This window comes from Cobetia sp. UIB-001 (genome assembly GCF_044789135.1).
Classification (GTDB): domain Bacteria; phylum Pseudomonadota; class Gammaproteobacteria; order Pseudomonadales; family Halomonadaceae; genus Cobetia; species Cobetia amphilecti.
On the sequence record NZ_CP058244.1, the window covers coordinates 352,168 to 367,312 of the forward strand.

The 15,145-nt window shown below is 64.6% G+C and carries 13 protein-coding genes; 4 read left to right on the forward strand and 9 right to left on the reverse strand.

What is annotated here, in order from left to right; genetic code table 11:
• Positions 1 to 75: 75 nt before the first annotated feature.
• The gene (locus HA399_RS01610; protein ID WP_404325808.1) at positions 76 to 1,962 is read left to right on the forward strand and encodes a bifunctional diguanylate cyclase/phosphodiesterase; all 1,887 of its coding nucleotides are present in this window, start codon (positions 76 to 78) and stop codon (positions 1,960 to 1,962) included.
• A gap of 215 nt (positions 1,963 to 2,177) precedes the next feature.
• Positions 2,178 to 2,534, forward strand: a complete 357-nt coding sequence (locus HA399_RS01615; RefSeq protein WP_225347494.1) for a DUF6482 family protein — start codon at positions 2,178 to 2,180, stop codon at positions 2,532 to 2,534.
• Positions 2,535 to 2,550: 16 nt separating this feature from the next.
• On the opposite strand, the gene HA399_RS01620 is transcribed toward HA399_RS01615, so the two are convergent.
• Entirely contained in the window at positions 2,551 to 2,937 is a 387-nt protein-coding gene (locus HA399_RS01620) for a DUF393 domain-containing protein (RefSeq protein ID WP_279839200.1), read from the reverse strand.
• Positions 2,934 to 4,610, reverse strand: a complete 1,677-nt coding sequence (locus tag HA399_RS01625; protein ID WP_404325811.1) for a cryptochrome/photolyase family protein — start codon at positions 4,608 to 4,610, stop codon at positions 2,934 to 2,936. The genes HA399_RS01620 and HA399_RS01625 overlap by 4 nt, the downstream gene beginning before the upstream one ends.
• A 195-nt stretch (positions 4,611 to 4,805) precedes the next feature.
• On the opposite strand from HA399_RS01625, the gene hemH reads away from it, so the two are divergent.
• Entirely contained in the window at positions 4,806 to 5,795 is a 990-nt protein-coding gene (gene hemH, locus HA399_RS01630; RefSeq protein ID WP_054555275.1) for a ferrochelatase, read from the forward strand.
• A gap of 187 nt (positions 5,796 to 5,982) precedes the next feature.
• Here the strand turns inward: hemH and HA399_RS01635 are convergent, their stop codons facing one another.
• From HA399_RS01635 to HA399_RS01660, 6 genes are read right to left on the reverse strand one after another with little or no spacing between them, the layout of a single operon-like run.
• Positions 5,983 to 6,384 (reverse strand): Na+/H+ antiporter subunit G, encoded by a 402-nt coding sequence (locus HA399_RS01635; protein ID WP_054555276.1) that lies wholly within the window; start codon positions 6,382 to 6,384, stop codon positions 5,983 to 5,985.
• A gap of 18 nt (positions 6,385 to 6,402) precedes the next feature.
• Positions 6,403 to 6,672 (reverse strand): K+/H+ antiporter subunit F, encoded by a 270-nt coding sequence (locus HA399_RS01640; RefSeq protein ID WP_043334744.1) that lies wholly within the window; start codon positions 6,670 to 6,672, stop codon positions 6,403 to 6,405.
• A complete protein-coding gene (locus tag HA399_RS01645) occupies positions 6,666 to 7,166 on the reverse strand; it encodes a Na+/H+ antiporter subunit E (RefSeq protein WP_404325813.1) in 501 nt (166 codons plus the stop codon). Before HA399_RS01645 ends, HA399_RS01640 begins: the two co-directional genes overlap by 7 nt.
• Complete coding sequence (locus tag HA399_RS01650; RefSeq protein ID WP_404325814.1) at positions 7,163 to 8,704, reverse strand: monovalent cation/H+ antiporter subunit D; 1,542 nt, start codon at positions 8,702 to 8,704, stop codon at positions 7,163 to 7,165. Before HA399_RS01650 ends, HA399_RS01645 begins: the two co-directional genes overlap by 4 nt.
• Positions 8,704 to 9,060 (reverse strand): Na+/H+ antiporter subunit C, encoded by a 357-nt coding sequence (locus tag HA399_RS01655; protein ID WP_404325816.1) that lies wholly within the window; start codon positions 9,058 to 9,060, stop codon positions 8,704 to 8,706. Before HA399_RS01655 ends, HA399_RS01650 begins: the two co-directional genes overlap by 1 nt.
• Positions 9,060 to 11,852, reverse strand: a complete 2,793-nt coding sequence (locus HA399_RS01660) for a monovalent cation/H+ antiporter subunit A (protein WP_043334738.1) — start codon at positions 11,850 to 11,852, stop codon at positions 9,060 to 9,062. The genes HA399_RS01655 and HA399_RS01660 overlap by 1 nt, the downstream gene beginning before the upstream one ends.
• Positions 11,853 to 12,567: 715 nt before the next feature.
• Here HA399_RS01660 and HA399_RS01665 point away from each other — a divergent pair.
• A complete protein-coding gene (locus HA399_RS01665; protein WP_404325817.1) occupies positions 12,568 to 14,256 on the forward strand; it encodes a deoxyribodipyrimidine photo-lyase in 1,689 nt (562 codons plus the stop codon).
• 109 nt (positions 14,257 to 14,365) lie between these two features.
• Here HA399_RS01665 and HA399_RS01670 read toward each other — a convergent pair whose 3' ends face one another.
• Positions 14,366 to 15,091 (reverse strand): 16S rRNA (uracil(1498)-N(3))-methyltransferase, encoded by a 726-nt coding sequence (locus tag HA399_RS01670; RefSeq protein ID WP_404325819.1) that lies wholly within the window; start codon positions 15,089 to 15,091, stop codon positions 14,366 to 14,368.
• Between the last annotated feature and the right edge of the window lie 54 nt (positions 15,092 to 15,145).

The following is a 15,145-nucleotide window of genomic DNA, read 5'->3' on the forward strand; positions in this document are numbered from 1 at the left end:
GCCGGATGAGGCGCCTCATGCGCCGCGTGGCACCTTTGTCATCCCTCTGTCATATCAGCATGTTCAGATTCTGACATGCTCCCATCCCCGTCCCTGCAAGCCGCTCATGGCCAGCCTGTCGTCGAATCCCGTCATGCACTGGAGGCATTGCTGCGTCTGCGCCAGGTGAGCATGCATTTCCAGCCCATCGTGTCGTCCAACGGCCGTGAGGTCTTCGCCTATGAGGCGCTGGCGCGCGGGAGTGCCGCAGGGCCGCTGGCCTCACCGCTGACGATGTTCTCGGCGGCGCGGGAGCACGGCCGACTGGTGGAGCTCGACAGCCTGTGTCGCGAGCGTGCGCTCGAGCAGTGGTCGACGCTGGGCCTGACGGAGCGGCTGTTCATCAACGTGTCTCCCGATGTGCTGCTGGATGGCGCCCACTCGCCCGGCCTGACGCGTCGCCTGCTGCGGCGCTTCGGCCTGCGTCCGCATCAGGTGGTGATCGAGCTGACCGAGCAGACGCCGGGGCTGGATTCGGCGCTGATGCGGGAAGCCGTCAGTCATTATCAATCGATGGGCTTCGCCATCGCGCTGGATGATCTCGGGGAGGGCTATGCCAGCCTCAAGCTGTGGTCGTCGGTGCAGCCGGATTTCGTCAAGATCGACCGTCACTTCATCAGTGGCATCCATGCCGACCCGCTCAAGCGGCGCTTCGTGCGCTCGATCATCGATATCGCCCACGGCAGTGGCAGTCAGGTGATCGCCGAGGGCATTGAACATGAGGCGGAAATGGAGTGTGTGCGCCAGCTGGGGGCCGACTACCTGCAAGGCTGGTTGTTCGCGCCGGCCGAGGCCGACCCGCTTGGCCAACGCGCTGCACTCGACCGGCATCTGCGCCAGCTGAGTCGCAGGCTGCAACAGCGCCCACCGCCTGGCCGCAGCATCGGCAGTCTGGCGCGCGCCGTGACGCCGGTGCAGCAGGATGTCACCGTCAATGAGGTCGCCCAGCGTCTGCATGCCGAGCAGGAGGTGATGTCGCTGGCCGTGGTGGACGAGCAACAACGACCGGTGGGCCTGATCATCCGCCATCGCCTGCTGGGGCTGCTGAGCCAGCGCTTCGGGCCGGAACTGCATGCGCGTCGTATGATCCATGAGGTCATGCAGAGCAGTCCGCTGCGCGTCGAGGCGGATGAGACGCTGGAGCGCGTCTCGGCCAAGGTGACCGGCCGCGAAGGCAGCGATCGCGATGAGGACTTCATCATCACGCGGGGCGGGCGCTATCAGGGGCTGGGGCGCACCCTGGATCTGCTGCGCATCATCACGGAGCTGCAGGTCGCGAGCGCCGAGGAGGCCAACCCACTGACGCGCCTGCCGGGCAACGGGCCGATCGAGCGTCAGTTGCTCGAGTGCGTGGCTGGCGAGGTCGCGGGCATGGGTGAGGGGGTGGGCGAGGACTTGCGAGAGGACTTGCGAGAGAACAGCAGCGCGCGCAGTGCCGAGTGGGCCGCGATCTATCTGGATCTCGACAACTTCAAGCCCTTCAATGACCGCTTCGGCCACGCGCAGGGCGACCGCATGTTGCTGGCGCTGGCGACGGTATTGCGCGATGCGCTGCAGGAGGATGACTTTCTCGGCCATGTCGGCGGCGATGATTTCGTGATGACGCTGTGCATGACCGAATCTCACCGGGCACTGCGCCTGACAGCGCTCGAGCAACGTCTGGCTGGCCTGCAGTCGGCATTCCTGCATGCGGTCGCCAGCCTGTATCCGGCCGATGTGCTGGCAGCGGGAGGCTTTCAGGGCCACGACCGCTTCGGCACCACGCGCTTCTTCCCGCTGACGCGACTGTCACTGGTGGCGCTGCATGGCCTTGCCGGGTGCGAGATGACCAGGATCGCCGCACGCTGGAGCGAGCTCAAGAGCGAGGCCAAGGCGCGGGACTCCGGGCGAGTCATCGAGGCGTGTGCCTCACCAGTGCAGTGATCTCTGCCTGCGAGTCACTCAATCGTCATCCGCCTGCCCCATGACTGTCATCGCTGGCCATCAGTCTGGCGTGAAGCCTTGAAGTTCATCCTGAAGTGTCGGGCTGCTGGGATGACTGAGTCGCCCAGCCCCTGTTTTCACGGGCTATCCTTGTACCACGTCGTCGTCTTACGGCCTTACCATGCGCAGTCCCCTGGATGCGCAGGAGTCTTTACATGTCCAGAACCGCCAGCATCTTCACGCCGTCCGCCATCTTTACCAGCAATCTGCAATCCTTGATGGCCGAATACCCTGCACTGGAGGCACGCGTGATCAGTCATGCCGCCAGCCGTTTCTATCAGGTCCAGCTGGTGCTGGAAGCCGCCGGCGAGGAAGAGGAGGAGCGCAGTGAGCTACTGATGAAGCGCGGCAAGCCGATGCTGTTCCGCTCGCTGGAGGATGTCTACAGCGAGCTCAAGCGGGGCGGGATGTCACGGGCGTGGCTGGTCTCGCAGGTCGCCAATGACGAGATGATCGGCCGCCCGCCGCAGTACCACCAGCCCTTGAGCTCGCGTATCCCGTTGAGCTTCTGAGTCCGCACCTTCTTGCTCAGGTGTGCTTTTGAGGCACCCAGCGGCCAATGCGCTCGCGATGGCGGGCGAAGAAGCGGTAACTCATGTCCATCAGCGGGCGCAGGCCCGGCAGCAGCGACAGGCGCACCAGACGCCGATAGCCGAGTACCGCATAGAGTGCTCGGCTGGCATCCATGCCGACATACCACTCCCCGCGTGCGTCCTGCACATGCAGGCGTCCCATCATCGTCTCGAAGCTCAAGCCCAGCGCCTGAGGCGAGAAATCTGATGCACGGATATCCACCGTTCTGACCCGCTCCCGCCCGGGATGCCTGGCCAGCCAGGCGACCTCGCGCTGGCACAGGGGGCACTTGCCATCGTGGTAGAGCGTGACCGGTGCGCTGGCTTGCCAGATGCGACTCATGAGGATTCCTTGTCGGTCGTGAGACTGGAGGGTGCGGCGTAATAACCGGCGCGATGGGCATCACTGCCATAGTCCGCGGCGCCGTCGAGGCGAGCCAGAAAGGCGTCAGCCTGTTGCAGCAGGGCTTCGCGCTTGTCGTCCTTCATGCGTCGCCAGCTGCCGTAGACCAGTGACATGCGCGGATTGCGTGACAACGCCTCGCGATGGCGCTCGATGAAGTGCCAGTAGAGACTGTTGAACGGGCAGGCATGCGGGCCGGTGACCTTCTTCGGCGAGTGCTGGCACCTGTTGCAGTGATTGGACATGCGATCGATGTACTTGCCCGAGGCACAGTAAGGCTTGGAGCCCATCAGGCCGCCATCGGCATGCAGCACCATGCCCAGCGTATTGGGCAGCTCGACCCATTCACAGGCGTCCACATAGACCGCCAGATACCAGTCGCATAGCGCCTCGGGCTTCACGCCGCACAGCAGCGCGAAGTTGCCCGTGACCATCAGGCGACGAATATGGTGGGCGTAGGCATGCTCGCGGGTGCTGGCGATGGCCTGATCCAGACAGCGCATGCCGCTGTCCCCCGTCCAGAAGAATTCCGGCAGGTTGCGGCTGGCTTCCAGCCGGTTCTCGCGCTTGTAGCCGGGCATGCGCGTCCAGTAGATGCCGCGCACATATTCGCGCCAGCCGAGTATCTGGCGAATGAACCCCTCCGCCGAATTGATCGGCACCTCGCCGCGCCGCCAGGCGGCGTCCACCGCGCTGCAGACCTCCTGCGGGCTCAAAAGGCCAATATTGAGCGCGGCGGACAGGCGTGAATGGAACAGAAAGGGATCGCTGTCCTCGATGGCATCCTGATAGCGGCCGAAGTCTGCCAGGCAGTGATCGAGAAAATGCGTGAGGTCACAGCGAGCCTGGGCACGGGTGACGGCCCAGTTGAAGTTCTCGAGGCAGCCGAAGTGGTGCTCCTTGTCACTGGCCTGCTCCCCGAAGCGCGCCGCGACCAGCGTCAGCACCTCGCGGGTGGTCGCATCCTCGTGATGGGCATGCACCGGCGGCGGTGGGGCGTGGAAGTCGTCTGGAATCGGTTCGCGGTTGTCGTGGTCGTGGTTGAACTTGCCGCCGGCGGGTTCGCTGCCTTCCATCAGCAGGTCCGTGTCACGGCGTTGCTCGCGATAGAAGTATTCCATGCGCAGTTGCTTGCGGCCCTCGGCCCAGCCGGCGAAGGCTGCCGGCGTGGTGAAGAAGCGTGTGTCCTCGAGGACTTCCCAACGCACGCTGCCGGCATTGCGTCGCGCCAGAAAGTCGTCCAGCAGCCGCCACTCGCCGGGGCGGGTCACCAGCACACCATCACACTGATACAGGGCGACCAGACGCTCTGCCTCGCTGGCAAGGCGCTGGAGGTTGTCCGGGTCCTCCAGTCGGCTTTCATGTACCTGCCAGCCACACTCCCTGAGTTCCTGGGCGTGGTGGCGCATTGCGGCCAGCATCATCGCGATCTTGTGCGGGTGATGCGGCACGTAGCGGCCTTCCTCCTCGACCTCGCAGAAGGCGATCACGCTGTCGGCGGGTGCCTGCTTGAGGCTTGCCAGCTCATGGCTGAGCTGGTCGCCGAGAATCAGCACCAATGGCCGCGCGAAGTCATGACGAGTGGCAAGTTGCAGAGTGGAGGGTTCGGGCACGAGGACTCCGGAGGGGTTGTGACAATAATTGTCTTAAAGCTATACAAATCGTGATGATAGTATAACTTCATCCCTCACGCACAGGGCGAGCTGGTAATATGGCTGCGCTGTCGGTGAAGTTGGCTGCGCTGCGGTGAAAGTGGCTGCGCTGCCGCTTCACCTCTCTTCTTGCCCCTAGTCAGGAGTCCATCATCCATGAGTACCCCGCGTTTTGGCGTCATGCTGGTCAATCTCGGCACCCCCGATGCCCCGACCCCCAAGGCGGTGCGCCGTTACCTCGCGGAGTTTCTTGGTGATGTGCGCGTGATCGACCTGCCGCGTCTGCTCTGGCTGCCGATTCTGCATGGCCTGGTGTTGACGACGCGTCCCAAGAAGGTGGCCGAGGCCTACGCCTCGGTGTGGACGGAAGACGGCTCGCCGCTGATGGCGATCGGCAAGCGCCAGCGCGCCGCGCTGGAAGCACGCCTGGCCGAGTCACTGGGCGAGGACATTCCCGTCGAACTGGCGATGACCTACGGCAAGCCGACCATGGAAGAGGTGGGGCGCAAGCTCGCCAGCCGCGGTGCCGACCGCATGCTGATTCTGCCGCTCTATCCACAGTTCTCGCGCACGACCACTGCCGCGGTCTTCGATCGCCTGGCGCGCGCACTCAAGCCGTGCCCGCATCTGCCGGAGCTGCGTTTCGTGCGCGACTATCATGACCACCCGGATTACATCGCGGCGCTGGCCACCAGCGTGCGTGAGCATTGGGAGAAGGAAGGTCGGCGCGGCAAGCGCCTGCTGATGAGCTATCACGGCATTCCCAAGCGCTATGCGACGGCAGGCGACCCTTACCCGACGCAATGCGAGCGCACCAGCCAGTTGCTGGCCGAGGCGCTGGGGCTTGGTGACGATGAGTGGGCGATGACCTATCAGTCACGCTTTGGCAAGGCCGAGTGGCTCAAGCCGTACACCGATGAAACGCTGAAGGCGTGGGGCGGTGAAGGGCTGGAAAGCGTCGATGTCATCTCGCCGGCCTTCGCGGCTGACTGTCTCGAGACGCTGGAAGAGCTGGAGGAAGAGAACCGCGGCTACTTCACCGAATCGGGTGGTGGCGACTTCCGCTACATCCCGGCGCTCAATGACCGCAGTGATCATATCGATCTGCTCGAGGCGCTGTGTCGCCAGCATACTCAGGGCTGGTAACGAGCAAGCCCGTCATACTGCCATTGCCCGAGAAATGAAAACGCCCCACCAGTCATCACTGGTGGGGCGTTTTCATGTTGCTGGCCTGCTGTTCGTGAATCCGCTCCTGCGAATCAGCGCTCGTGAATCCGCTCTCGTGGCTTGGCCCCGCTTGATGAGGACCTGCCTGGCGAGAGCCGAGTGACGATCACGGCAGGCGGGATTCGCTGGCCTCGGCGTTGACCTCGTCCGGCTCCTCGGCGACTTCGAGTCGCTCCGGCACGTTGCGAGTGCGGCTGTCCGCCACCAGCTTCTGGTGCAGCGCCGCCTTGGACAGCAGGTGAGCGGTCACGGGGGCGGTGATGAACAGGAAGATGGACACCAGCATTTCCTGAAAGCTGAAGTGGCCGGTGGTGGCGCGGAAATAGATCATCGACGCCATCAGCACGCAGCCGACCCCCAGCGTGGTGGTCTTGCTGGGGCCGTGCAGGCGCATGTAGAAGTCCTTGAGGTGCGTCAGTCCCAGAGAGCCGATGAAGGCAAACAGGCCGCCGGCAACCAGGAAGAAGGCGATCACGCCTTCGAGGACAGGATAGAACCAGGTGGGCATGGGGAGTCTCCGCTCAGGTCATTCGATGATGTCGCCGCGCAGCAGGTACTTGCAGACTGCCACGGTGCTGACGAAACCGAGCATGGCGATCAACAGCGCCGCCTCGAAGTAGGACTTGCTGTTGAGCTGGATGCCGAACAGCACGATCAGGGCGATGGAGTTCACGTACATGGTGTCCACCGCCAGAATGCGGTCCGGCAGGTCCGGCCCGATGGCGAGCCGGAAGACGTTGAGCACCAGCGAGGCGGCGAACAGCGCGATGCTGATCCACAGGGCGATGTCTAGCATTCGAAGATCTCCTTGAGCGGACGCTCGTAGCGCTGGCGGATCTCGTCGATCAACTCCTGCTCATCCTCGACATCCAGCGCGTGGATGATCAGATGGCGGCCATCCAGCGTCAGATAGGCCGAGACCGTGCCCGGCGTCAGCGTGATGGTGCTCGACAGCAGGGTGATCGGGAACTTCTCCTCAAGCTCCAGCGGATAGCGCACGAAGGCCGGGCGGAACTTGGCGCGCGGATTGAGGATCAGGTAGGACACCTGCAGGTTGGCGATGATGATGTCCATGATCACACGCAGGAAATAGCTGATCAGCCGCCAGGGCTTCTGGAGGTCGGGCTGCGGCTCCCAGAAGCGGTAGGTCAGGATGGGTATCGCGATGGCCAGCACTGCCCCGAGCAGGATCTGACCGGGCGCGACGCTGTTCTGCAGCATCAGCCAGACGATCAACAGCAGCACCGACAGCATCGGCGTGGGCAAGAAACGGGAACGAGGCTTGATCATGAGACATCTCCCTTCAGCGGCGGTGCGGTTTCCGGTGCCGCGTCCTTGCCGAGCAAGGATTCAAGATAGGGGGCCGGGTTGGACAGCTGCTCGGCGGTGGCCTTGGTCCAGTTCGCCAGCGGCCCCGCGAAGATGACCAGCATCAGTGCGGCCGAGATCAGCCCGCCAGTGGCGATGCCACGGGCTACGCCGACGCGCTCGCCGCTTGGCTCGGCCTTGCTGGTGCGCCAGAACACGCTGGAACCGGCGCGTGAGCAGGCGACCAGCGAGCACAGACCGGCCAGCAGCAGCAGCGGCCACAGCCAGATCTGCTGCTCCGGCGTCGCCGAGGCGAGAATCAGCGCCTTGCCGATGGCGCCCGAGAACGGTGGCAGCCCGGCGGCGGCGGCGGTGCCGATCAGGAAGAGGCCGCCCAGCAGGCCAGCCTGCAGCAGCGGGCGCGAGCGCACGATGCGTGCCCCGGCCTTGCCGCGCTGACCGGCGACCACGTCGACCAGCAGGAAGAGCCCGCCGGTGACCAGCGTCGAGTGGATCAGGTAGAACAGCAGCGCGCTGTCTGCCTCGATCGTGTTCATGCCCAGCGCCGTCAGCAGCGTGCCCACCGACACCATCACCAGATAGGCCACCAGGGTGCGCAGATCACGCGCCGAGAGCACGCCCAGCATCGCCACCACCAGGGTGGCGAGTCCCGCCCACCACAGCCAGTCACGACCGAGGTCCGCCAGTGCGCCAGCGTTGTCGGTGAAGATCAGCGAGTAGACGCGCAGGATGGAGTAGATGCCGACCTTGGTCATGATCGCGAACAGCGCCGCCACCGGTGCCGAAGCCGCGGCATAGGCGCGTGGCAGCCAGAAGTACAGCGGCAGCATCGCCGCCTTGAGGCCGAACACCACCAGCAACAGCAGGCCACCGGCTTCCATCAGGCCGGCACGGCCCGGGTCCAGCGTGGTGACGATGACCGCCATGTCGGCCATGTTCAGGGTGCCGGTCACGCCGTACAGGATACCCAGCGCGATCAGGAAGAACGCCGAGCCCATCAGGTTCAGCACCACATAGTGCAGCGCCGACAGCGTGCGTGCCTTGCTGCCGCCATGCAGCAGCAGGGCGTAGGAGGCGATCAACAGCACCTCGAAGAACACGAACAGGTTGAACAGGTCGCCGGTCAGGAAGGCGCCGTTGATGCCCATCAGTTGCAGCAGGAACAGACCATGGAAGTTGGAGCCGGTCTCATCGATGCCCGCCGTGGCGTACAGACAGGCCAGCAGTCCCAGCAGCGAGCTGAGCAGCACCATGGTCGCCGACAGGCGGTCCAGCACCAGCACGATCCCGAACGGCGGCTGCCAGTCGCCCAGCGCGTAGTAGCGGATGGTGCCATCACCGGCCTGCACCACCAGCGCGATGGCGATGGCCACCATCAATGCCTGGGCCACCAGGCTGACCGTGCGGCGCAGGGTCGGTGAGGTGGCACGACTCAGCAGCAGGCCCGCCCCTACCAGCAGCGGCAGGACAATCGGAAGGACAATCAGGTGTTGCAGCATCACTTGGTGTCCTCTTTCTCTTTCGAATCATCCAGGCGATTGCCGTTGACGTGGTCACTGCCCAGGTCGCCGCGCGCGCGCATCGCCAGAATGACCACGAAGGCCGTCATGGCGAAGCCGATCACGATGGCGGTCAGCACCAGCGCCTGGGGCAGCGGGTCAGCCGCTGGTGAGCCGGCACCGACCACGGCTGAATTGCCGTGCATCGCAAGGCCACCCATGGAGAACAGGAACAGGTTGACGGCGTAGGACAGCAGCGTCAGGCCGACCACGACGGGGAAGGTGCGGCCGCGCAGGGTGAGGTAGACACCGCAGGCGGCCAGCAGGCCGGTGGTAGTGGCGTAGAGAGCTTCCATCACATCTTCTCCTTGGTCGGGCGATGCGGAGTCGTCAGCTTGCCCAGATTGGCGAGAATCATCAGGGTCGCGCCGACCACGGTCAGGTAGACGCCGAGGTCGAACAGCAGCGCGGTGGCCAGCTCGATTTCCCCGATGACGGGCAGGGTGAAGTGGCCGAAGGAGGATGTCAGGAACGGATAGCCGAACACCCAGCTGCCGGCGCCGGTCAGGCCGGCGATCAACACCCCGGCCGCCGCGACGGGCTGATAGGGGAAGCGCAGCCAGCGCTGCGTCCAGTCCACGCCACGCGCGATGTAGAGCAGGATGATGGCCACTGCCGTCACCAGACCGGCGATGAAGCCGCCGCCCGGCGCATTGTGGCCCCGCAGGAAGATGTAGACCGAGACCAGCAGAGCCAGCGGCAGCAGCGTCTGGGAGACGGTGGCCAGGATCATCGGATGGCGATCCGGCGACCAGCCACGGCCATCCAGGTCACTGGACGGCATGAACAGACGCAGACGGTTGAGCAGCTTGAAGATCGCCAGACCCGCGATACCGAGAACGGTGATCTCACCCAGCGTATCGAAGCCACGGAAGTCGACCAGAATCACGTTGACCACGTTATGGCCACCGCCACCGGAGACCGCATTGGCCATGAAGAAGTCGGAGATCGACTCCACCGGGCGGGTCAGGATGGCGAAGTTGAGGCTCGCCACCACCACGCCGAAGGCACTGGCCAGCAGCACGTCGCGCATGATGCGGCGTGCGCTGGATTCCTTGGGCGTGCGCTGGGGCAGGAAGAACAGCGCCAGCATCAGCAGGATCATCGTCACCACCTCGACCGCCAGCTGGGTCAGTGCCAGGTCCGGTGCGGCGAAGCGCGCGAAGGCCAGCGAGGTCATCAGGCCGACCACGGACAGCATCAGCAGCGAGATCAGGCGCTTGCGGTGGGTGATCGCGGTGCCGAGGCCGGCCAGGCCGGTGATCACGGCGCCGGTCAGCAGCATGCCATCGAAGGGCTGTTGCTCAAGCTCCCCGCCCAGTTGCGGCACGGCCAGCAGGCCGATGCCGACGAACAGCAGCGCGGTCAGCAGCAGCCACAGCATGTAGCGCTGTAGCGAGCCATTCTCGAAGCTGTCCATGCTGCGCTCGGAAAGCTTGACGAGGCGCTGCACGTTGGCCTCGAACACCAGCAGGGCATTGCGGGCGCGGAACTGGCGCTGGAAGGAATAGAGGTGGTGGCGCAGGGCATAGACGGCGACGCCGCCCGCCAGCGCGATACCGCTCATCAGCAGCGGCAGATTGAAGCCGTGCCAGATGGCGAGACTGAAGTCCGGTACCGGCCCGGCCAGTACGCTGGCGGAGGCACTGACCAGCAGGTCCTTGATCACGAGTGACGGCAGGATACCGACCAGCAGACAGATCAGCACCAGCACCTCGATGGGCAGTTTCATGTAGCGCGGCGGCTCATGCGGGGTCTTGGGCAGATCCTTCGGCTCGCCATTGAAGAAGACGTCGTGGATGAAGCGCAGCGAGTAGGCTACCGACAGGATGCCACCGAGGGTCGCCAGCGCCGGAATCAGCCACGACAGGCCGCCCAGCAGCTGGGCATCGAGGCTCTCGGCGAAGAACATCTCCTTGGACAGGAAGCCGTTGAGCAGCGGCACACCGGCCATCGAGGCCGAGGCGACCATCGCCAGCACCGTGGTATGCGGCATGTAGCGATACAGGCCGTTGAGCTTGCGGATGTCACGCGTGCCGCACTCGTGATCGACGATGCCGGCGGCCATGAACAGTGAGGCCTTGAAGGTGGCGTGATTGATGATGTGCAGCAGACCCGCGACGGCGGCCATCTGGCTGTTGAAGCCGAACAGCAGCGTGATCAGGCCCAGGTGACTGATGGTCGAGAAGGCCAGTACGCCCTTGAGGTCCTGCTTCATCAGCGCGAACCAGGCGCCATACAGCAGGGTGGCCAGACCGGTCAGGCTGACGATGTAGAACCACAGGTCTGTCCCCGCGAGCACCGGGTGCATGCGCGCCAACAGGAAGACACCGGCCTTGACCATGGTGGCGGAGTGCAGGAAGGCGGACACCGGCGTCGGTGCCGACATCGCATGGGGCAGCCAGAACTGGAACGGGAACTGGGCCGACTTGGTGAAGGCGCCCAGCAGCACCAGCACCAGCGCGACCGGATAGAGCTCGTGGGAGCGGATCTGGTCCGCTGCGGCCAGTACGTCATCGAACTGGTAGCTGCCGACGATATGTCCGATGACCAGGATACCGGCCAGCAGTGCCAGGCCCCCGGCACCGGTGACGGTCAGGGCCATGCGGGCACCCTTGCGCGCCTCGCTCAGCTGGTACCAGTAACCGATCAGCAGGAAGGAGCTCAGACTGGTCAGCTCCCAGAACACCCACATCAGCAGCAGGTTGTCTGCCATCACGATGCCGAGCATCGCGGTCATGAACAGCATCAGGAAGCTGTAGAGGCGTGCCAGTGAATCCTCGCCCGACAGGTAATAGCGGGAATAGAGGATGATCAGCAGGCCAATGCCGAGAATCAGCAGCACGAACAGCCCCGACAGACCATCGAAGCGCAGCGACAGGTTGAGTCCCAGCTCCGCGATCCAGGGCAGATGGAACTGGGGCACCATGCCCGAGAAGACGTCTCCGAGGTGGAAGACGGCGATACCGAGTGCTAGGGCAGGTGCCACCGCGGTCAGCCAGGCAAGGCGTGCACGGGGCAGGTTTCTGGCCATCAAGGGCACCAGGGCACCGAGTAACGGCAATAGCACGATCAACAGCAGGGTCATGGAAGACTCGCTCCAGTCGTTGTTGTAGTACGTAGTCCGTCATTCGTGGGCAGCGCAGACACAGGCTCAGGGCCGGACTGCCAGCTTCGAGATCGGGAGGCGGAGTTTCGGCCACTGGGTGCCGACAGAATAGGCGAGCGCACTGCAGGTTGCCGTGATGAAGTGCCGGACACACGAGACTCTGTCAGGAAGACGTTCTCATGGGGCCATGCGAGACACGTCATGCGTCACGCGGCAGCAAGGGTTGGCAGTGGCTGGCTCAGGCTGCACGGAGGATCTGGCGCGGGTTCAGCGCGTCAATCGCTCCGGGCATGACGTTACCGTCGCAAGGGGCGGATCCGTCAGGAAGGGGAGTCGCACGGCACGGGGTGCCAGCATCCAGGATGGGATGAGGTCCGCAGCGCGTCCCCGGCTGCCCGCAACGGGCAGACGGCGAATATGCCGGGTTGGTGCGGTCATGTCATGTCTTGCGAGCATGGCCGTATTCCTCCTGAAGCCCCTGGATGACAAGTGTGTGTTCGAGTGGAGACACTTGCGCGATCTTGTTGAAAACATTGATGGAACGTGACCTAACCTCTCGAATGTATCACGCACTTGCACCCCTCGCCAGCGCATGCCCGACCCGCCGGAACGCGACATGTACCGTGTGAAGTGTTGTACAAGATGTTTGTTTTCTTGTACAAATGTTGCACGCCATATGTTCCACGGAGTCATCATGCACGAGGTCGCCAGCATGAATTCGGGCAACGCACCGGAAACCTCTCTGGTGTGGTTGCGTCACGACCTGCGGCTGGAAGACAACCCGCTGTTCGCGCTGCCCCTGTCACGTCGCCCGCATCAGATGCTGGTGATGTATGTCTTCGACCGTCGCTGGCTGACACCGAGCGACGGCTTGCCACGCCTGGGGCCAGCGCGTCTGCGCCTGTTGTGGCAGAGCCTGATGAATCTGCGTGGCATGCTGCTGCGCCGCGGCAGTGACCTGCTGGTGCGCGTCGGGGACCCCGTCGAGGAAGTGCTGACGCAGGTCGCCCAGCATGATGTCCAGTGCCTGGAAGTCAGCCTCGCCGCCGCGCCGGAAGACAGCCGCGCCCTGCAGCAGCTCTCACGGCGCCTGCCGGCCTCGACCCGGCTCCACTGTCATCCCGCTGACCAGATCGCCTTCGACAGCCAGCTGCTGGATGGCCCGCTGCTTGATCGCCTGCTGCCGGGCAGATTCCCCCGCGAAGAGACGGCGCGCCTGCGCGTGGCGCATGCAGCGTCCCGCGAAGTTGACGAGCGTGCGGCTCCCTCCAGTGAACTCACTCTGCATGACACGGCCTCTGCTGACACAGGCGCATCAGACGATCAGGACGCCCTGGCGACCTGCGCCGCGCTTGCCTCGCAGGTGCTGCACGCCAGTGGTGGCGATGACTCTGGCGTGGCCGACCTGATGCTGCCGCCTTGTGCTGTGCTGACGCCGACGCCGACGCCGACGCCCGGTGCCATGCAGGCACGCCCTCAACGCGAGGCTCTGTCTCAGCGCGAGGCTTTGCCGACAGGGCTGAACGATGAGCAGTGGCGCGCACTGTGCGAGGCGCAGTCGCCCTTGCAGGGGCTGCCCTATTCCCTGCCGCCGTGGCCCGATTCTGCCTCGCGTGGCTTTCCGCCGCTGGATGCCATCTGTGGTTCGGCGCAAGCCTGGCAACCCGCGACTGCCAAGCTTGCGGAGCTGCAGGGCGGCGAGGAGCCAGCCCGCGCATACCTGTCGACCTTGCTGTGGGGCAAGGCCTGGGCGAAGGGAGATGCCGACAAGGGCGATGACGACTCGATAGAAGGGGCGTCCTATCAGCGATCGCACTCTGTCGATGGCGAAGGTGCTGGTGTGCCGGCGGGGCTGGCGCCCCAGCGGGAGGCGGGCAAGACGCTTGACGCTATGCAATCGATGGCGCGCCCGGCGGATGCATGGCCACTGGCAGCATGGCTGGCGCTGGGTTGCATCAGTCCGCGCCGCATCCTGCAGGTGCTGGATGCCCGTCGCCGCGAGGCGGGTGATGAGGCGATCAATCAGCAGCTGCTGGCCATCGTGCTGCAGCGCGAGTGCTGGCAGCGCATGCTGTGTGACAAGGATGGGGAGGCTCGCGCGGCCTGGTATGGCGCAGCGTTGCGGGAAGACGCCGCAAATGACGCCGCCTTTGCGCGCTGGAGCGAAGGGCGATCCGGTGATGCCCGGGCCGACAAGGCCATGCAGGTGCTGGTACGTGAAGGCTGGTTGCCGTGGTCCGAGCGCAAGTATCTGGCCGGTGCCTGGCTGGAGGGCGGCGGCGACTGGCGGTTGGGGGCGCGCTGGTTCGAGCGTTGTCTGCTCGATTACGACGCCGCCATCCATTGGGGTGAATGGCGGCATCTGGCGGGCTTCGATGTGTGATCAGGCGGTGTCGATATCGCGCGAGTCGTCCGAGAAGATCCAGGCCCTGGTGGCACCTCCACTTCAACCTGCTGCTTTTATGACCTGCTCTTGTATGACCTGACGCTCTTCAGCCCAGACGGGCCAATAGCGCCGTGACGGCCGTCTCGACGCGCAGGATGCGCTCGCCCAGATGCACCCCTTCAAATCCTGTCGCCATGAATTTCTCGACCTCATAGTCCACGAAGCCGCCTTCCGGGCCGATGGCCAGCATCACCGGCTCGTGGACGGCGCGTGGGCATTCATTCGGCATGCCCGGATGGGCGATGATGCCATGCGGAGGCGTGCCTGATGCTGGTGTCATCAGTGCCGGCAGGCGGTCTTCCACGAAGGGTTTGAACAGTTTCTCGTGGGTCACCGTCGGCATGATGGTGTCACGCGCCTGCTCCAGTCCCAGCACCAGATGCTGGCGAATCTTGTCTTCCTTGAGCTCCGGCGACTGCCAATAACTCTTCTCGACCCGCCGCGTATGCAGCAGGGTGATGTGCTTCACACCCAATGCCGTGACGTGTTCCAGCGAGCGTGCCAGCATGCGCGGGCGCGGCAGCGCCAGCAGCAGATGCACGTCGAGTGGCGCCGGCGGCTGACGGTCCAGCGTCAGGCTGAATTCGGCGCTGTCCGCCTCCAGTCGCTCCAGGCGGCCACGGCCGATCAGGCCACCCTCCACCCCCAGCGTCATCTCGTCGCCGACGCTGGCACGATGCACCTCACGCAGATGGCGCAGGCGGCGCGGGTCCGTGACACGTGCATGGTCCTGAGCGGTCAGGTCGTCAGCGCCGAGCAAAATCAGATTCATGGCAATACCGGGGCAGTGGAGGGCGGGATGCATCGCTTACAGACAGCGGCAAGC